The organism is Devosia sp., from assembly GCF_035944845.1.
Lineage (GTDB): Bacteria > Pseudomonadota > Alphaproteobacteria > Rhizobiales > Devosiaceae > Devosia_A.
Genome location: NZ_DASZAW010000124.1, coordinates 77,765 through 96,587, shown reverse-complemented (window position 1 = coordinate 96,587; position 18,823 = coordinate 77,765). Strand labels below are relative to the sequence as shown.

General features: G+C 66.8%; 15 protein-coding genes. 2 read left to right on the top strand and 13 right to left on the bottom strand.

Translation table 11 applies throughout. From position 1 onward, the window contains the following. Nucleotides 1-28: 28 nt before the first annotated feature. The 6 genes from VGV07_RS24730 to VGV07_RS24705 form a co-directional block, all read right to left on the bottom strand. Entirely contained in the window at nt 29-511 is a 483-nt protein-coding gene (locus VGV07_RS24730; protein WP_326871394.1) for a GNAT family N-acetyltransferase, read from the bottom strand. A 19-nt stretch (nt 512-530) separates the two neighbouring features. Next, on the bottom strand, nt 531-2,468 hold the full coding sequence (locus tag VGV07_RS24725) for a beta-N-acetylhexosaminidase (RefSeq protein ID WP_326871393.1): 1,938 nt from the start codon (nt 2,466-2,468) through the stop codon (nt 531-533). 105 nt (nt 2,469-2,573) lie between these two features. Continuing rightward, complete coding sequence (locus tag VGV07_RS24720; protein WP_326871392.1) at nt 2,574-3,626, bottom strand: D-TA family PLP-dependent enzyme; 1,053 nt, start codon at nt 3,624-3,626, stop codon at nt 2,574-2,576. A 64-nt stretch (nt 3,627-3,690) separates the two neighbouring features. Beyond that, nucleotides 3,691-4,026, bottom strand: a complete 336-nt coding sequence (locus VGV07_RS24715; RefSeq protein WP_326871391.1) for an EscU/YscU/HrcU family type III secretion system export apparatus switch protein — start codon at nt 4,024-4,026, stop codon at nt 3,691-3,693. Continuing rightward, nucleotides 4,023-5,963: a flagellar hook-length control protein FliK gene (locus tag VGV07_RS24710; RefSeq protein ID WP_326871390.1), complete on the bottom strand. Its 1,941-nt coding sequence runs from the start codon at nt 5,961-5,963 to the stop codon at nt 4,023-4,025. Before VGV07_RS24710 ends, VGV07_RS24715 begins: the two co-directional genes overlap by 4 nt. Before the next feature lie 319 nt (nt 5,964-6,282). Then, nucleotides 6,283-7,737, bottom strand: a complete 1,455-nt coding sequence (locus tag VGV07_RS24705; RefSeq protein ID WP_326871389.1) for an alpha-glucosidase/alpha-galactosidase — start codon at nt 7,735-7,737, stop codon at nt 6,283-6,285. Nucleotides 7,738-7,825: 88 nt separating this feature from the next. Here VGV07_RS24705 and VGV07_RS24700 point away from each other — a divergent pair, with 88 nt between their 5' ends. After that, on the top strand, nt 7,826-8,689 hold the full coding sequence (locus tag VGV07_RS24700) for an AraC family transcriptional regulator (protein WP_326871388.1): 864 nt from the start codon (nt 7,826-7,828) through the stop codon (nt 8,687-8,689). A 91-nt stretch (nt 8,690-8,780) separates the two neighbouring features. Then, complete coding sequence (locus VGV07_RS24695; RefSeq protein ID WP_326871387.1) at nt 8,781-10,565, top strand: putative bifunctional diguanylate cyclase/phosphodiesterase; 1,785 nt, start codon at nt 8,781-8,783, stop codon at nt 10,563-10,565. A 264-nt stretch (nt 10,566-10,829) separates the two neighbouring features. On the opposite strand, the gene VGV07_RS24690 is transcribed toward VGV07_RS24695, so the two are convergent. From VGV07_RS24690 to VGV07_RS24660, 7 genes are all read right to left on the bottom strand, one after another. Then, nucleotides 10,830-11,651, bottom strand: coding sequence for a CoA ester lyase (locus tag VGV07_RS24690; RefSeq protein ID WP_326871386.1), 822 nt, complete (start codon nt 11,649-11,651; stop codon nt 10,830-10,832). Then, nucleotides 11,648-12,832: a CoA transferase gene (locus VGV07_RS24685; RefSeq protein ID WP_326871385.1), complete on the bottom strand. Its 1,185-nt coding sequence runs from the start codon at nt 12,830-12,832 to the stop codon at nt 11,648-11,650. Before VGV07_RS24685 ends, VGV07_RS24690 begins: the two co-directional genes overlap by 4 nt. Before the next feature lie 160 nt (nt 12,833-12,992). Next, a complete protein-coding gene (locus VGV07_RS24680; RefSeq protein WP_326871384.1) occupies nt 12,993-15,089 on the bottom strand; it encodes an ADP-ribosylglycohydrolase family protein in 2,097 nt (698 codons plus the stop codon). Between the two features lie 101 nt (nt 15,090-15,190). Then, the gene (locus VGV07_RS24675) at nt 15,191-16,405 is read right to left on the bottom strand and encodes an ADP-ribosylglycohydrolase family protein (protein ID WP_326871383.1); all 1,215 of its coding nucleotides are present in this window, start codon (nt 16,403-16,405) and stop codon (nt 15,191-15,193) included. A gap of 89 nt (nt 16,406-16,494) precedes the next feature. Then, complete coding sequence (locus tag VGV07_RS24670) at nt 16,495-17,916, bottom strand: extracellular solute-binding protein (RefSeq protein WP_326871382.1); 1,422 nt, start codon at nt 17,914-17,916, stop codon at nt 16,495-16,497. Between the two features lie 194 nt (nt 17,917-18,110). Continuing rightward, a complete protein-coding gene (locus tag VGV07_RS24665; protein WP_326871381.1) occupies nt 18,111-18,419 on the bottom strand; it encodes a hypothetical protein in 309 nt (102 codons plus the stop codon). A 63-nt stretch (nt 18,420-18,482) separates the two neighbouring features. Continuing rightward, a complete protein-coding gene (locus VGV07_RS24660) occupies nt 18,483-18,785 on the bottom strand; it encodes a hypothetical protein (RefSeq protein ID WP_326871380.1) in 303 nt (100 codons plus the stop codon). Nucleotides 18,786-18,823: the final 38 nt, after the last annotated feature.

Sequence of the window (18,823 nt, the reverse complement as noted above, 5' to 3'; positions counted from 1 at the left end):
AAATAGCAGGTTAGTTGCGTAGTGCGATTCACGTCGACTTGGGCGGACGCAGCATCCCCGCATAGATGCCGGGCTCCGACTTTGGGATCACCATGGCGTCGAGCCGCTTCTGGTAGAACTCGACCGGCCCGGCACCGCCGATGACGGCGTAGGCATAGCCCGCCTCGCGCATGCCGCGGAGGGTTGCGATCAGCAGGGCCTCGCCGATGCCCTGCCCGCGCGCCGCCTCGTCGACCCCGGTGGGGCCGAAGAAGCCCTTGGCGGTGGCGTCGTGGCAAGCGAAGCCGAGCAGTTGGTTGTCCTTGATGGCGATCCAGCAGGTGACCGGCAAATGGCTCATCGCCGCCTCGACCTCGGACACCCAGAACGGGCTGAAATGCCGCCCGACCCACGCAGTGACCACATGACGCTCGGGCGGCAGGGCGCGGCGGACGGTGATGCCCGCCGCCTGCACCTTGGCTTCGGAGGCAATGTCCGGCAGGTCATACAGCCGGACCAACAGATCGCCCATGGTCCCAATGGTCCTTCGCTCAGAATCCTTCGTAGCGACCGTAAAGGTTCGGCATCAGGCCGACCAGCGCCTTGAAGCGATTGAAATCGCGATTGGAACTCCAGCCGGTTTCGGCGATGGCCGACAGCCGCGGGAACACCAGCCGATCGAACACGGCGCGGTCGGTCATCGGCTCGGACCAGATGCAGGCCTGGATGCCGAGCAGGTGGCCGCGCTCGGCCTCGGTCCAGCCGGCGGTGGGCTCGAAGCCATAGCTCTTTTCGGGCGACGACCAGCCGGCCCAGGCAGCGCCGCACTCATGCCAATCCTCGGAGTTCGCCATATCGAGATAGTAGGCCTGCGCCGGGGCGACGACGACATCGTAGCCCTCGGCAGCGAGATTCTGGCTGATGGCGGTGTCCTTCCAGCCGACGAGGTAGGAACTGGCCTTGTCGATGCCGCCGCCCAGTGCCGCCTCTTCCCAGGCGCCGGTGATCTTGCCTTTCGAGGTGAGAAACGCCTGGAGGCGCTGCAGGAAATGCGCCTGCAGCGGAGCGGTGCCGGTGGTGCCGAGCTTGGCGGAAAGCGCGCGCGCGGCGGGGGAGCTCTCCCAGGCGTCATGCGGCACCTCGTCGGCGCCGACGTGGAAATAGCGCGAGGGGAAGAGTTCGGCCATCTCGGCAAGGATCGTCTCGACCACGCCATAGGTGGCCTCGACCCCCGGGTTGAGGCAGTTGTTGGGGAAGCTCTGGATCGAGAAATACGGCGCATTCTCGCCCGGGTCGCGCAAAGCCGGGATGGCCTGCAGCAGCGCGTAGCAATGGCCCGGCATGTCGATCTCGGGCACCACGTCGACGCCGACCCCGGTGGCGAAGCCGACGATGGCTCGAATATCGGCCTTGGAATAGTAGCCTCCGGTGCGCTCCGGCCCCGAGCCGAGCAAAGGCGGCACGGGCATGCCGTAGCCGCGCCAGGCGCCTTTGCCGGTGAGCTGCGGGTATGCGTCGATCTCGACCCGCCAGGACTCGTCGTCGCTGAGGTGCCAGTGCAGCACGTTGAGCTTGTTCCAGGCGAGAATGGCGATGAAGCGTTCGACCTCGTCCCTGGCGTAGTAGCGGCGGGCGACATCGAGATGGCTGCCGCGCCACGCCATCACTGGCGCATCCTCGATGCGGCCACTGGTCGGGAAGTTGAGCTGGCGCAGATGGAGGCGGGCGCCGCGCAGGATCTGGCCCAGCGTGATGAGACCATAGAGCAGGCCGGTTTCGGTTTCGGCGATGACGCGGGCGCGGTCGGCCGAGAACTCGATGGCATAGCCTTCCTTGCCGCCGGCGCCGGCCGCCAGCTCAACCGGAAAGCCACCCTCATGGGCAGGACGGAGGAGCCCTTCACCGGGGAACAGCTTGTCGGTCAGCTTGCCGAAAGCCGCGGCTGCGGCCTTGCCGACCGTCGAAGGGATCGGTGCCAGCCCCGCCGGCGCGGTGCGGCGGCCGGAGACGGCGACCTGCCGCGGCCAGGGGACAATCGACACCGGCACCGGCGGGTGCTTGGGCACCTCGTAAATGGCGGTGCCTTTCTTCTGCACCGTGTCACTGCCTTCGCGCCGGGTCGGCACGGTGCGCAGAGAACGCGGGGTTCCGTCGCCCAGAATGAGGAAGCCAGTGGTGGCGCCGTCGGTCCAGTGGCGGATCGGATAGTCGAGCTTCAGCACGTCGACGGTCCAGCTGGCGCCGGGGGCGAGCACGAAGCCGCGTTCGGGCGCCAGTTCGCAGAAGTTCGAGATCTGGGTCACCACTTTGGCGCCAACGATCTCGGCATCGTCGCTGACCCGCGCCGGCCCGGAAATGCCGAGCCGGAAATCGCGCAGCGCCTCGCCCGTATCGTTGGTGAGCGTCAGCCGGTAGCGCGCAACCACGCCTTCGGTGGCCGGACGCCACTCGGTTGCCAGCGTCAAACCATCATACCAATCAGCGACCATTTGAATACCACTCCCTTGCGAGAGGTGTTCTAGAGCATTTCACCGGTGCAGTGAAACGCCGAAATGCCCCGGATTTTCGATTTTGCCGAGTTTTCCGGAAATCGCTCAGTCGACGCGTCCTCGTGCCGCAACGGGGACCACTTCACGCACTTCGTCGCCCGAGATCAGCGTCACGCTGTCGAACAGGTTGGAGATGACGCAGGCGTGGTTGGGAATGATGCGGAGCCGCTCGCCGACGCGCGGCCAGTCCGAGGCGACAGGCAGTTCGATGACCCCATGCTCCTCGGACAACCCCTTTATGGTGAGATCGGTACCCATGACGAGGCCGAACCCCTCCATGCCGAGGAGATCGGAAGTCAGCGACTTGGATCCGGCATCGATGACGACGCGGGTGGCGGTCGGGCGGCTCACCACGGTGACGAGCACGCTGAGCGCGCAATCGTCGAGGCTGGCGGCGCGCTCCTTCACCTGGAAGCGATCGTAGTAGATGTAAGTGCCGGGGCGACGCTCGGTGACCGGGGCGCTGGCCGGCGCCCACATATCCGGGCTGTTGCCGGAGGAAACCCGCGGCACGGCGATGCCGGCCTCAGCGAACAGCGCCACCGCCTCGGTGAGCCAGGCGTTGGACTTTTCGACGCCGTGCAGCGGCGGATAAGTCATCAGGCCGCCGAAGCGGAGGCCGGGGGCCAGCGCGATCTGCCGGGCCAGCGCCAGGGCCTGGGCCGGGGTCTGTACGCCGCAGCGGCCACCGCCGGAATCGCATTCGATCAGGACGGTGAGCGGCTTGCCGTCGGTGAAGGTGGCGGCGTAACCGAATAGCGTGTCCGGGCTGTCGGCGGTGACCGACAGGGTGAGGCGCTCGTTCAACGCCTTGAGCCGCGCCAGCTTCTTGGCCCCGAGGATGTTGTAAGGCAGGAAGATATCGGTGATGCCGGCATCGGCCATCACCTCGGCCTCACCCAGCTTCTGCGCGGTGATGCCGACGGCGCCGAGCTCGACCTGGCGCTTGGCAAAGCGCGGCAGCTTGTGCGTCTTGATGTGCGGACGCAGCGCATAGCCGTGCGCGTTGGCATGCGCCTGGGCCCGCTGCAGATTGGCCTCGACACGATCGATGTCGATCAGGACGGTGGGGGTATCGAGGTCGGCAATGGTCGGCATGACGCAGGGCTCCGGAAAGTGGCGCGTCACTTCGCCCGGAGCCGGGTGGGAATGCAAGGTGGTGTCAGACGGCGCGTCTTGCTGCTCCCTCCACCGGCTTCGCCGGTCCCCCTCCCCCGCCCCGCGGGGGAGGATAAGCACTCGCCCTAAGGACAAAACCGATGATCTCGGCCACTGCTTCGTAGAGCTCGATCGGGATCTGCTCGTCGAGCTCGACGCTCGCCAGCGCCTCGGCGAGCGGACCGTTGGCTTCGATGACGACGCCGGCTTCGCCCGCTACCTCGACAATGCGGCGGGCCAGTTCGCCCCGCCCCTTGGCGACGACACGCGGCGCATCGCGGGTGCCGCGCTCATACTCCAGCGCGACAGCGAGGCTGACGGGCTTTGGGGTGTCAGTCATCGGGCGCTGTCCAACAATTGACCCGGGGCGCGGGCAGCGGGCGGCGGCGCGCCACGGCGCACCCGCACGGAGCCGACATCGAGGCCAAGACGGGCCAGCGCCGGTGCGAGCTCGGGCAGCGCGGCCTCGAGCGCATCGGCGGTCGCCGGGTCGGCGGCCCACAGCGCGACGTTGGCGCTGCGGCCTAGCAACGCCACCTCGGCGCCGACCTCGCCGGTGGCGGTGAAATTGAGGGCAAAGCGCATGCGCCAGCCGCGCTCCGTCGGGCTGCGCTTGTGCTTGCCGTCACGCTCGACCAGCAGCTGCAGGATGCCGGTTTCGGCGCCGAGTTGCATCGGCACCTCCACCCGGAACTCGGCGGCGGGAGCTGCAGTAGCGGGGCGAGCCGCATCGGCGGGGTTGGAGGCCAGCTGCAGCAGTTTTGCGCGGGAGAGTGCCGCGTCGGCGTGACCGAGCAACTGCCGGGCCGTCTCGACGGGTTCTTCAGCCGAAGGCGGCGCGGACTGGGCGGAAGGGGCGCGGACGGGTTCTCCCTTCAGGGGCGGGGGCGGACGGCGCGTTACCGGCGCGACGGCCTCGACCTCGCCACCAAGGAACCCGGATAGAGCCGAGCGCAACTGCAGCAGGGCGGATTTGGCATCGGTGGAGGTGCGGGTGCCGGGCTCGGTGATGATGCCGGTCCGCAGCACGGCATCGCGAAGCGTCTTGCCGTCGGGCGGAGCGCGGTTGAGATCGAGCCGGGTGCCGAGCAGCATGGCGATGGCTTCGAGCGCCGGACGCGGCAGTGCGGCGGCTGTGGGCGCGGCTAGCGTCGCAAGACGGGCGATCAGCGGCAGGATGCTGTCCTGTCGCGCCGCGGCCTGGACGGGATCGGCGAGGATTTGCGCAAGCGGAGGCGACGCAGGCGTCGGGCCCGAGCGCGGGATCGATATGGGCGATACAACCGTCGGCGGTGGCAGCGAGAGTGTGGGGGTTGCTGCCGGCGCGGGCGGCGGCGGTGCGGGGCTCCCTGTCAGCTGCGGCGCAATGGCTGGCACCGGACCGCCGGGGGAAACCGGTTTGGCCGACGGCGCAGCTGTGGCGACCTGGGGCTGCACCACCGGCGGCATCGGGTGGCTCGTCGCGGGGGTGTTGCTCACCGGGACAGTCGGCGCGGCTGGCGAGAGCTGGGCGGTCGCAGGCTGCGTGGGGGCGGCCGCCGGTATTGGTGGGGTCGAGACGGTGGCGGGCCTGGCCGGCTGAGCGATCGTCGCAGCTGGCGCTGGTTGGGCCGACGCCGGCTGCGCCGGTGCTGGGTGAGCCGGCGCAGGCTGGGTTGGCGTGAGCTGAGCTGGAGGCGGCTGAGCCGGCGCAGGTGCGGGCGCCTGGGCAGCCGGTGTTGGTGGGAGCGCCTGCGCCGCTGGAGCTGGCGCCGGGGCCAGTTGGACGGTGACTGGAGGAAGCGGCGTCGGCGTGCCGGATGGCTGCGCGGGCGCCGGCGGGGTGGGGATCGTTGGCGCTTGAGCCGGCAAGCCTGGCGGCTGAACCTCGGCGGGGAGCGATACCGCCGGTGCAAGCGGGACAGCTGCGAACGGCGCAGCGCCTGGTGCGAGCACTGGCGCACCGGGCGATAGCGGTGCGACAGCTGCGGGTGGTGCGCCAGCCAGCTGAACGGGTGGAGCCGGCACCGTCGCGGCGGTAACCGGCTGCGGCAGCGGCGGCAGTGCTGGTGGGGCCGGCGGAGCCGGCTGGGCGACTGCGGGTTGCGGCTGCACGGTGACGGTGACGGCGGGCTGGCCGGTCGGGGACGGGGTGATCTTCAGCGTCACCACGGTGTTGACCGGCAGCGGCGTTTCGAGCTTCAGCACGAAGGTCTCACCGTCGGCGGTGAGCTGGGTCAGGCCGCCTGCCAGTTGCGCGGTGACCTTGGCGTCGATGCTCTGGCCTAGGCGGAGCACCAGCGCGTCAAGACTGGCGCGCGCAAGCTTCACCGCCGCCAGCGCCGGATCGGCGGCGGGCTCGGAGCGGCCGATCAGTTGCAGCAGCGCGGTGGCGACATCGGACATGCCGCCACCATGCAGGGAGTCGGGTTAACGGGAGTTAACTTCTCCGAGCTCAGTGCGTGGGGCAAGGCCCCCTCACCCGGCCTTTGGCCGACCTCTCCCCAAGGGAGAGGTGGTGCTGGGGCTCGATCTCGCCACGAGCTCACCTCTCCCTCTGGGGGAGAGGTCGGAGCGCGCAGCGCTCCGGGTGAGGGGGCCTTCGGCAGCCACAATCTCAGTGATGCGCCCCCTTCATCTCGCGCAGCTCTTCGACCGAGCGCACCACCTTGCGGGCGGCGCCGGCCCAGTCCTTCGTCTTCACCGTGGCTTTCGCCAGCCGCTCCTTGGCGGCCGGGACCGCCTCGGCATATTGCGGCAGCCATTGCGCCTGGGCGACGACCATTTCGTCGACCATCTGCCAGACCTCGTCGGGGGTGCAGATGGCGCCGACCAGCGGATCGTGCAGTACGGCAAGCTTCAGCATGTCGATATTGCCGGTCATTGCCGCTTCGACGCTCATCCGCTGCACGCTGATCGATACCGAGCAGGTCGCAGCGCAGGCGATCGGCAGCTCGATGCCCTCGACCATGTTGATGCCGAAGCGATCGACGAAGCCGGGGCTTTCGATGATGGCGTCAGCCGGCAGGTTCTTGATGATGCCGTTGTTGCGGCGGTTGAAGTGGCCGCGATAAGTGCGGCCGGTCTCGCGCGCCTCGATGATGTAGCTGGCGTGCTCGGTGGTACGCTTGTGCTCCGACAGCTGCTTGGTGGCTTCGGCCTTGAACTTGGGGAAGTCGGTCTCGAACCAGTTACGGCGCTCGGTCGAGTGCCGAAGGTAGCCGCCGGTCTCGCCGTGGATCCAGTCGCTCATGTCGATCCAGCGCGAGATTTCTTCGGGGCGCTTGCGGTACCAGGGCAGGTATTCGCTCAGGTGGCCGTTCGACTCGGTGGAATAGACGCCGAAGCGCTTCAGCACGTCGATGCGGACCTTTTCCTGCTTGGAGTAGACCGGATGCTTCTCGAAGCCGGCGATCAGCTCGTCTGCCTCGATCTTGCGGCCCTTGGCACGGATATCGATGTACCAGGTCTGGTGATTGATGCCCGAGCAGACATAGTCGAGGTCGTGATCGTCGACGCCGAGCACCTGGGCAATCTGATGGGCGCCGTGCTGTACGCCGTGGCAGAGCCCGACCACATCGACGCCGCCATAGAGATCGGCGGCCCAGGTGTTCATCGCCATCGGGTTGGCATAGTTGAGGAACAGCGCGCCGGGCTCGGCCACCTCGCGGATATCCTTGCAGAAATCGAGGATGACCGGGATGTTGCGCTGGCCATAGAGGATGCCGCCGGCGCAGATGGTGTCACCGACGCACTGGTCGACGCCGTATTTGAGCGGAATGTTGACGTCGGTGGCGAAGGCCTCGAGCCCGCCGACGCGCACGCAGCTCATGATGTAGCGTGCGCCGGTGATGGCCTCGCGCCGGTTGGTGGTGGCGGTAACCTTGGCCGGCAGCTGGTTGACCGCCACGATCGACGAGATGATCTGGTGGATCATGTCGAGGTTGTGGGCGTTGATATCGGTCAGTGCGAACTCGACATCGGCGAATTCCGGCACTTTGAGCAGATCCGAGATCAGGGTCTTGGTGAACCCCACCGACCCGGCGCCGATGATCGCGATTTTGAACGACATGGCGTTCCCTCCCTTTGCAATTGGGCTCCATCTAGCGGCAACGCTGCCCGACGGTGTAGAGGAAAGACATGCGATCGCGGGTAATTTCATGCTGTCTGACCTGATTGCTCACGGGCACAAGATCCAGACCATCGCGCCAGCCCGCGGACCGTTGGGCTTTCATGCCATGGCAACGGGCGCCGGCTTCGAAAAGCGCGCCAACGAGGTCTACAACTGGGAGGGGCTCAAGCGCGGCGACGTGCCGTTCGTCATCATCCAGCACACCATCGCGGGGCGCGGCGAGCTCGACTATGCCGGGGCGCGACACGTGCTGCTGCCCGGATCGACCATGGTGCTGAGCTTTCCGCACGCCAACCGCTACTGGCTCGATCGCGGCCAGACCTGGGAGTATTTCTGGATCGGCGCCAATGGACGCGAGGCACTGCGGCTGATCCGGGCGATCATCGACCTCAAGGGGCCGGTGGTGCTGCCCGCGTCAGGGGCGGTGGACCGCATGGCGGATGCCTGCCTCAGACTGATGCGTTCTTCCGAGCTGCTGAGTGGCGAGGCGTCGGCCGCGGCTTACGAGGCGATGATGGCGCTGCATGACGGGCTGTTCGGCGCAACCCCGGCCACCACCGCGATGGCGCCACCTATTGCGCGGGCGCAGAGCTTCATCACCGAGCATCTGGGCGAACCGCTGGGGGTCGATCGGCTGGCGCGGGTGGCGGGGCTGAGCCGGGCGCATTTCGTCAGGCGGTTCAGCGGCGAGACCGGCCAAAGCCCGTCGGATTTCGTCTTCGCCGTTCGAATGGAACGGGCAACCCGGCTGCTGATCGCCACCGACCAGCCGGTCGCCGCCATCGCCGCAGCAACCGGCTTTGCCAATGGAAACTATTTCGCCAAGGCATTCCGACGGCTCAATGGCATTTCGCCGAGCGACTACCGCGCTGCTGCTGCGGCGGGGCGCTGACGGCAGACTTGTACTTAGCCACGATTAGGAGTTGCTTATCGATTGCTGCCTAGCATGATAGTCGCCCGAACTATCCGGCTCCGAGGCCCCGATGGTCGTGAAGCGGTCTCTCGTCCAGCACGTCGCTCACCCCGAGCCGTCGGAATCGCTTGCCGCATTGGTGGCGGCGAACGAACGGCTGCAACGCTTTGCGGCGGAACTGGCCGGCGAGCAGCAACGGGCCCAGGTCGAGCGCAGCTGGCTGCGCACCATGATCGACCAGGTGCCGGACTACCTCTACATCAAGGACAGGGACGCCCGCTTCGTCATCGCCAATCGGGCGGTCGCAGCCGACCTGGGACATGGCGACCCCAACACGCTGATCGGCAAATCCGACCTCGACGTGCACCCGCTGCCGCTGGCCCGCCGCTACTACGAGGACGACATGAGTGTCATCCGCGGCAAGGCGCTGATCGACCACGAGGAATATGTCATCCGCCCTGACGGCACGCAGCTGTGGCTATCGACTTCGAAGCTGCCGCTGCGCAACCCCGAGGGGGCGATCATCGGGCTGGTGTGCAGCGCCCGCGATATCACCGAGCGACGCCGAGCCGAGGCGCATATCCACTTTCTCGCCTACCATGACTCGCTCACGGGGCTGCCAAACCGGGCGCAGTTCGAGCGCGACCTTGCGGCGCTGGCGACACGAGCCGCAGAGGGAAGGCCGGCGACGCTGGTGTTGATCGACCTCGACCGCTTCAAGCACATCAACGACACGCTTGGGCACGTGGCGGGCGACGACCTGCTGCGGCAGCTGGCCAATCGGCTGTTCCAGCTGGTAGGCCCGGCGGGCACGCTGGCGCGAGTGGGCGGCGACGAGTTCGCGATCCTCCTTTCCGGCCCGGCGGCAGCGGCGGCGGAATCGCTGTGCCGGGCGATCCAGCTGCAGTTCGGCCGGCCATTCCGGCTGTTCGACGATCCGGCTTTCATCACCGCCAGTTTCGGCATCGCACCGTGGCAGCCGGGCTCGGACGCGTTCCGTATGCTGCGTGAAGCCGATATCGCGCTCTATGAGGCCAAGGCGCGCGGGCGGAGCCGCTGGGAAGTGTTCGCGCCGCCCATGGCCGAGACGGTGGAGGAGAAGCGGCGGGTCGAGCAGGATTTGCGCCGGGCGCTCGACCAGGGCGGCGAGCTGACGCTCGAGTACCAGCCGATCTTTGCAGCCGACAGCCGCACGATTGCCGGCGCCGAGGCGCTGGTGCGCTGGGACCACCCGGAGCGCGGCCGGCTGGCGCCGGACGTATTCATCGGCGTGGCCGAGGAACGCGGGCTGATCGAGAAACTGGGCGAGTGGGTGTTCGGCGAGGCCTGCAGCATGCTGGCGCGGACGACGATCCCCTGGGTGGCAGTAAACGTGTCACCGGTGGAGCTGAAGAGCCGGCGCTTCGTCGACCGGGCCATCGAAACGCTGCGTGAACGAGAGATCGATCCGAACCGACTGCAACTCGAGATCACCGAGGGGGTGCTGCTCGATACCTCCGAAGCCACCGAAGCCGGACTGACGCGGCTGCGCGAAGCGGGGATCCGGCTGGCGCTCGATGATTTCGGCACCGGCTATTCGTCGCTCAACTACCTGCGCCGCTACAATGTAGATAAGCTGAAGATCGACCAGTCCTTCGTCGGCCAGTTGGGAGACTCGGCGGACGCCGAGGTGATCGTCCGCACCATTATCGACCTGGCCCGTTCGCTGAAGATGCGGGTGACCGCCGAGGGCGTCGCGACCGAGGGGCAGCGCGATTACCTGGTGGCGCATGGATGCCACGAGTTGCAGGGGTTCCTGTTGTCGCAGCCGCTCCCGCTCGAGGCGTTCCTCGAGTTCATCGGGATTGCGGCTTAGCCCAGCGTGTTGTGATCGGGCCCCAATCACCGGCCGAACACCCTCCCCTTGACGGGGAGGGATGGGGTGGGGTGTGCAGCACGCGCGATGTTGGTTGGGGTCCGTATGCCTCAGAAACCAGATCGGGTCGACCAGAGGTATCGAGGTCCCCCACACCCCCTCCGAGCTACGCTAGATCGCTTCGCTCACAAGCTTCGCTTGCCTCCCCCATCAAGGGGCAGGTGGGCATCGCGTCTTTGGCACGTACGGCCAGCAAACACCAACTTACCCCTCAAGCAGCTTCCGCGCTCGCGCCACGATCGGGGCATCGACCATTCTGCCGTCGAGCTGGAACGCGCCCGGGCGCTCAGATGCAGCAGCAACGACGCGCTCCGCCCATTCACGCTCCGCCTCGCTCGGTGAAAAACCTGCATTGAGCACCGCGACAGCTGAAGGATGAACGCAGGTGGCGCCGTCGAAGCCGTGTGCCCTGGCTTCCGCGGCGGCGGCGGCGAGGGCGGCGAGATCGGTGTAGTCGGCGCTCGACTGCAACAGGCCGAAGCTCAGCTTGCCCTCGGCCTTCGCCGCATAGTGCAGCAGCAGCTTCGGGTGGCGCAGCACCTCGGGGCTCGGGGTGGCGCCGAGTTCGGTGACGAGATCCTCGCTGCCGAGCAACAGGCCGATGACGCGGTGATTGGCGGCGATCAGCCGGGCGTCGAGCAGCGCCGCGGCGCCTTCGACCAGGGCCAGGAAGCTCATCGCTGCTCGGCCAAGTTTCGCCTCCTCGGCGCGAAGCGAGCCAGCGAGGGCATCGAGCGCGGCGGAGGAACTGGCCTTGGCCACCATCACGCCGACAGCGCCGGCCCGGCAGGCGGCAAGTGCATCCTCACGCTGTCGAAGGGCTGGATTGATGCGGACGAATACTGCCGCGCCGTTGCGACCAACGGACGGGACGGTGCTCACGAGGTTGGCTCGCGCCGCGTCCTTGTCGGCTTCCGGCACCGCATCCTCGAGATCGAGGACGATGGCGTCGGCGCCGCGCTCGTGCGCCTTGGCGACGAAGCGCTCGGAATGGGCCGGGACATAGAGCAGCGAGCGAAGCTTCATCCGAGCACCGTAGCAGGATCGACGCCGGCCTCGCGCAACACTTCTGCGGTGTGCTCGCCAAGTTGCGGCGCCGGGCGGCGGAAGGTGCCTGGGGTATCGCTGAGGCGGGGCAGGATGTTGTGCACCGGCAGGCTGCCGAAATCCTTGTCTTCAACATCGACAATGATGCCGCGGTCAATGAAATGCCGGTCATGGGCAATCTCGGCGATCGAGTAGATCGGGCCGACCGTGGCGCCGGCCTCGCGCATGATGCGCAATGCCTCGTCGTGGCTGTGACGGCTGAACCACTCGCCGACCGCGGCGTCGACGAGGTCGCGGTGCTTCACCCGGTCGGAGTTGGTGGCAAAGCGCGGATCGCTGTTCATTTCGGGCTTGCCGATGACCTCGAAGATGCGACGAGCCACCTGTGGGGTCGAACCGGATAGCGCCACATACTTGCCATCGGCGCAGCGATAGACATTGCGCGGCGATGCGGTGTTGGAGGCAGAGCCGGAGCGCTCCTTGACCTTGCCGGTCACCGCGTAGATCGCGGCCTCCGGGCCGAGCACCGAATACATCGGCTCGAGCAGGCTCAGGTCGATCACCTGCCCCTTGGCGCGCCCACGGAAGCGGGCAAACAGCGCGGTGACGGTGGCATTGGCGCCATAGACCCCGGCGATCATGTCGGCCAGCGCCAGCGGCGGCAGCACCGGTTCGCGATCGGGGAAACCGGTGCGGTAGGCAAAGCCGCTCATCCCTTCGACGATGGTGCCGAAGCCGGGGAACTGCGCGTAGGGGCCGGTCTGGCCGAATCCGGAAATACGGACAATGATCAGGTTCGGGTTGGCGGCAAGCAGAGTGTCGGGCGCGAGGCCCATCTCTTCGAGCGTGCCGGGGCGAAAGTTCTCGATGAAGACGTCGGCGGTCTGGAGCAGCGCTTTCAGCGCCGCCATGTGGGGGGCTTCGCGAAGGTTGAGCTGCACCGAGCGCTTGTTGCGGCCGTAGGTCTTCCAGTAGAGCGAGTGCCCCTCATCGCGCCACTCGCGCAGCGGATCGCCCTGTGGCGGCTCGATCTTGATGACGTCGGCGCCGAAATCGGCGAGCTGCAGGCTCAGCATGTTGCCGGCAACAAGGCGGCTGAGGTCGATGACGCGGATGCCGTCGAGCGGGCCGGTTTCGAGGGGGTTGAAGGGGATGGTCATCTGCTGTTGGTGCCGACTGAAGCAGACGGCCCCCTCCCGGCCTCCCCCATAAAGGGGGAGGTGAAGAGTCGAGGCTGTGGCTGGATCGTGCCAAACACTGGAGGCGGCACCTCCCCCTTTATGGGGGAGGATGGGAGGGGGCCGTCTGTCGAGGCCTGTCTCACAGCTCAACCACGTCCAGCCGGCTGACCGTCATCCGCCCGGCCGCGGCCATGCGCAGGCCGGCCTGGCCGTAGCGGAAGTGGCTGTCGGTTGCCGAGAGCAATTCCTTGCCGTCGACGCTGAGCGTCAGCTTGTCGCCCGCCACGGTCAGCGCCAGCTTGTGGGCTTCACCGGGCTTCACGGCGAATGGCGCCTTGGCCAGCACGGTGGTGCCGTGGTCCTGTTTCAGGATCACTGCCTCGCCATCCTGGAAGCCGGCGGCATAGAAGCGGCTGGTGCCCTGCACGCGGGCGGCAACGAGGTGAGATTTGCCGGCCAGCGGGGTCACCTCGGCGGTGACCGTGGCATCGCGGAGGTAGCCGTTGCCGGTCCAGGCGTCGGCGTCCTCGGCGGTGTGGGCGTGGATAACGCCATCCTGCAGCGACCAGTGCCCGCGGTTCCAGGTGAAGCGGGTGATGCCGCCCCATTCCTGCTTCTCGACTTTCGGATCGATGCCGAGCTTGCCTTTGCCCGAGATCGAGAACTCCGACAGGTAGAGCCGGCCGAGGAACTTCAGGCGGCCGAAATACTCGACCAAGACACCGATCTCGTCGATCGCTTCGTCGCCTTCGGGAATGGTGAACTCGTAATCCTGCCAGCCCGCGGAGCTCGGCACATGCCAGGCGCCGGTCTCGACGATCTCGCCGGAGATGGCGCGGCGGACATAGGGGGCGACGCGGAGGTTGCCGTCGCCGTTCCAGGGGTCGAGCTCGAGCTTGAACTTTACCGTCTGGCCGGCATCGGCGAGCGGGGTGAACATCGGGCGGTAGCGCTCGTCGTCAAAATCGGCGCGGCGGTAGAACGGCTTCCAGAAGATCCGGCCGCCCTGCCCGCGCTCGAGCCGGTCGAGCAGCACCTCGAGCGCGCCACGCGAATTCGGCCCCTGCTTGTCCGTGGCCGACTTCACCTCGATCTGGTTGAACGGCTCGGTGCGGAAGGCATGGGTGGCGCCCGGCGCATCGAAATCGAAACGCACGCCGCGGCGCTCGAAATCCTCGAGCCAGAGCGCCGGCGGCTCTTTGCCGTCGAGGCGGAGGGCGAGGACGGTGAGTTCGCGGGCAAAGCTCGGGATATCGACAACGTTGAGCGTGCCGATGACGCCTGAGGCGATGACGAAGTCGTTGATGGGCTTGCGATACTTGTCCCAGCTCGGCTGCACGCCCTGGAAGGTGCCGACAATGGCGCAGGCATTGCCGGCGTTACAATCGGTGTCCCAGCCTGCCATGGTGGCGATCTCGGCGGTGCGGGTCAGTTCGCCCTCACCGTAAAGGATGGCCATGACGGTGACGCCGGCATTGGGGATGATGTGGCAGACGCCCGGGTAGCGGTCGTAACCCCACTCGGCGGTCAGCATGTCGCGACAGGCGCGCCAGTCGGACGGGTTGGCCTTGTGGAAGTCGATCACCGCGCGAGCGACGCGGGCATAGGTCGAGTTGGCATCGATAGTCGAGAGGCCGGTTTCGACGATCTCGCCGATGGATTTGCCGACGAATGCCTGGGCGATGGCGGCGGCACAGAAGCGGGCGCCGTTGAGGCCGTCGCCGTCATGGGCGACCGACGCGGCCATGGCCGACATCTGAGCGGCGCGCATTGGGTTGCCCGGGTTCACCCAGCCCCAGCTGTCGATGAATATCTGTCCGCCGATCTGCTCGGCGACGGTGGTGCCGTTGGTGGCGATCGCACCGGATTCCGGCGCCTCCATGCCGGATTTGAGGTTCTTGTAGGCGGTGTGCTCGGTGGAGTTGCCGAAGCCGCCCCACCAGTACATGCCGTGTTCCTCGGCCGCGTAGTTCAGCCAGGTGCGGCCGACATCGGCAGCGGTGGCCCTGAGCCCGTAGTCGCGCAGCGCGCGGATGAAATAGACCGGACCGTTGGTGTCGTCGTCGGCGGCGAAATTCTTGAAATCGCGGAGGTACTGGGTGACCTCGCCATAGGTGTTGCGGATGCGCTCATAGCTCCAGATGGTCGGCTCGACCGGGGCGCCCAGGCGGACGCCGATGGCCTTGCCGATGAAGCCGGCATAGATGCGATCGAAGATTTCGGTGGTGGTCAGCATGGTGGTCCTTGGCGTCGGAGTAGGCAAAAGGCCCCCTCACCCGCTGCTGCGCAGCGACCTCTCCCCCGAGGGAGAGGTGGGGCATGGGCGATATCGTGCCGCTACACCACCTCTCCCTGGGGGGAGAGGTCGGCCGGAGGCCGGGTGAGGGGGCCTTGTTCCAAGAGCGCATCGCGGCTGCGCTCGGCGGCTTCGCGGGCCCGCCGGTCGGCGAGAAGGATGTCGGTGGCGGTGACAGTGAAACGGTCGGCCGCAGCCGTGAGATCGAGGCGGTTGGCGCTGTCGAGGGTTTGGCGGTCGGCGTCGCGGATGACGCTCTCGCCGTGCAGCACGCCAAGGATGGCGCCGGCCATGACGCCGATCGAATCGGTGTCGCGGCCGGAATTGATGCCGTCTTCGATGGCGATACGGAAATCGCCGCCATTGACCAGGGCGAAGCCCAGCGCCAGCGGCAGTTCCTCGATCGAGCCCAGCCGCGACGGCTGATAGGCTTGCGAGAGCCGCCCGGCGCGGGCCTTGGTGTGGTTCACGTCGTCGCCCATCGGCGAGAATGGCGCGATGGCGGCGTGAAAGGCGGCAACCACCTCGGCGTGATCGGCGCCCTTAAGGCCGGAGGCGACATCGGCGATGGCGCGGATCGCCTCGCGCGTGCCGTCCTTGCTGAGGGCAATGACCCGTTCGACGATCGCTTCGATGGAGATACCAGGTATGAAGGCGGCAGCGACGGCAGCGGCAAAGGCGCCGGCGGCCTCGAGCCCAAAACTCTCCTGGTGGCCCTGGGCGAAAGCTATCGCCTCGTCATAAGCGGCCTTGGGGTCGCAGGCGTTCACCACGCCGACCGGGGCGATGTACATGGCGGCACCGCAATTGACCATGTTGCCGATGCCGCCCTGGCGGGGGTCGCAATTGGCCAGCTGGTGGCGCTGGAAGATCCATTTTTCGGGGTAGAACAGCCGGTCGATCAGGTTGGCTTCGCGCTGCATCTCGGGGATCCAGCGTGGCGTCCAGGCAATCTGGCGTACCATGCCGTCGGCCATGTCCCAGGCGTCGAGATGGCGGTTGGCTTCGGCATAAAGATCCATCAGCGCCAGGGTCATCAGCGTGTCGTCGGTGACGATGCCGTTGCCCCGCACGCGATGGTTCCGCTCAGCGGGCGGCAGGTCCATCTTGTGCCAACGCGCCTCGAGCGAAGTGACCCGGCCATAGCGGGCGCGGATATCGGCCGCCGAGAGCTTTTCGACCGGGGCGCCGAGCGCATCGCCGAGGGCAATGCCGTGGAGCATGGCGCGGACACGGCCGCGAAGGGAGGTGGGCATGATGGTCTGCTTCCGCTTGTCTAGTTCAGGCACCGCACCCGCCCGTGGCCGTGGGAGGACGCCACGGGCGGGATGCGATGGTCCGGGCCTTAGCCGTTCAGCTTGGTCCGGGCATACTCGTTGAGGCGGTCGCCACCGGCGGCCTTCCATTCGGCGACGAAGGCGTCCCACTGGTCCATCGAGGCTTCGCCGGAGATGAACTTGTAGACCCAGGCGCGGTAGACGTTCTCGGTCGCATCGAGGTCGGCGGCATAGTCGGCGGGCCAGACGAAGGCGTTGTCCGGCTTGAACCACTCCGCGATATTCTTCAGCGACTGCTGCGCAGCTTCAGACTTCCACTCCACCGGCGGGGTGAAGTTGGCAGCCGCGAAGAAGCGGGCATACCAGGTGCTCATCTTGTCGGTGATCTCGTAGGTGTCACCGGACTTGGTGTATTCCTCACCCTCAAAGCCCATCCGATCAAGCATCTGGCCTTCAGTCGAAGCCATGAAGTCGAGCAGTTTGGCCACCTCTTCCTTGTGCTCAGAGGTGGTGGCGATGGCGAAACCGCGGGCTTCCTTCGACACATCGACCGCCTGGAGGCCCTGGCCGCCCGGACCCGACGGGATCGGCAGCAGCGCCAGCTCGATGTTCGCGTCCGGATGCGCCTGGCGCATCTTGCCGCCATAGATGTCGATGACTTCCGCCGAGGAGCCGAAGATCACGCCGGCCTTGCCGGTGTAGAATTTGTCTTCCTTCACATCGAATTTCGAGGTGACGTATTCCTTGTCGTAGAGGCCCTCGGCGCCGAGCTTGGCGTACCAGGTGAGCTTGGCCTTTTCCTGGTCGGTGATGCGCGAGCTTACCCACTCGCCGGCTGCGTCCTTCATCCAGGTGCCGGTGATGCCGAAGGCCTGGTTGAAGATCGAGTCGAGCTCGTTGGTGTTGTCGGCAGTGGTGACGCCGTAGGTGTTGCCCGGGGTGCCGTCGCCATCGAGATCGGCATCGTGGATGGCCTTGAAGAAGGCTTCGTACTCATCGACGGTGGTCGGCGCGGCGATCCCGAGCTTATCCAGCCAGTCCTTGCGGAGTACCGGCTGCGGGGCGCGCGGCGGATAGACATAGAGCAGATAGGGATAGTTTTTCAGGCGCTCGACATTGTGCGGCCAGAGCGCTGCCTTGAGGTTGGGCGACTTCTCGATCCAGGGGTTCAGATCTTCGAGAATGCCCTGATCGGCCATCTTGGCGTCGCCGCCCTGGAAGTAGATCAGGTCGGGGATATCGCCCGAGAGCAGCATGACGCCGAGCGCATCGGCATAACCCGATGACGGCAGGTCGACGATCTGGATGTCGAGATCGGTGCCCTGCGCCTTCAGTGCCGCCTCGATGCGCCCGATATGCGCAACATCGGGCGGGTTGGTCGAGAGCAGGTCCTTGGACACGAGGCGGATCACCGTCTGCGCGCTGGCGGGCATAGCCAGCGACAGGCTGAGCGCCAGCGCGGTTGTGGTCAGAAGCAGGGTCTTAAGCATGGATTCTCCTCCGTTATGCTTGTTTTCGTTGAGACTTGGATGGCCGGCGCGCCGGCGCGTGTCGCGATGTGGGCGCGCCGGCACGAGGCTGCGGTAAGGCGGCCGAACGGCGATGACTGAAGGTCAGCCTGAGGACAGCCATCATGGCGCGTACCCTCCGCTGAAGGCGGCGGGTTGGGCCAGTGGCGAGGTGGCTAGCGGAAGTTGATGAGCGCGATGAGCCCGGATACCGCGAGGATCGGCAGCACCGCGAGGACCAACGCCAGCACCAGCCAGCGATTGAGGATGGCGAGGAGCAGCGCCGGGATGGTCAGCAGCACCAGCGGCAAGATGAGCAGGATGGCGAAATCCTGGTTCATCGACCGGGTGATCGTGTCCATCTGCGAGGCGCGCTGGAGGAAGTCTGCCTCGATGACGACGAACAGCGCAATCTGCAGCCCGACGAGGACGAAGATGGCGTAGCGCAGCCAGGGTGTCTTCGGGCTTGCGCCGGTATCGTTCATGCGGCTCTCCCGTGCCCTGCAGCGGGAGGATGACCAGATATCGGGCGGCAATAACAGGGGAATCTACGTGAAGCGACTGAGAGCCACCGGCACCGCAACTGCGAGAATTGCGAAGAGCAGCGCAGTTTTGAGCCAACGCCCGCGGATGCCGAGAATGAGCGCCGGGAGCGTGAACACTGCGAACAGCGCCGCGGCCGTGCCGGTGATCGCCCAGCCGATCGAGCGGCTGAGCTGCTCGTTCGAAAACAGGGCCTGGTAGGAAACGAAGAATACGACGACGGCGACCAGCGCCGTCTCGATGCCGGCCAACGTGAGGACTGCGATCTGCAGGCCGCGATTGACAGGACGTGCCGTGCGCTCGGTCATGACGCTCTCCCGTGCCGCATGGCGAGAGTTTGCCTACA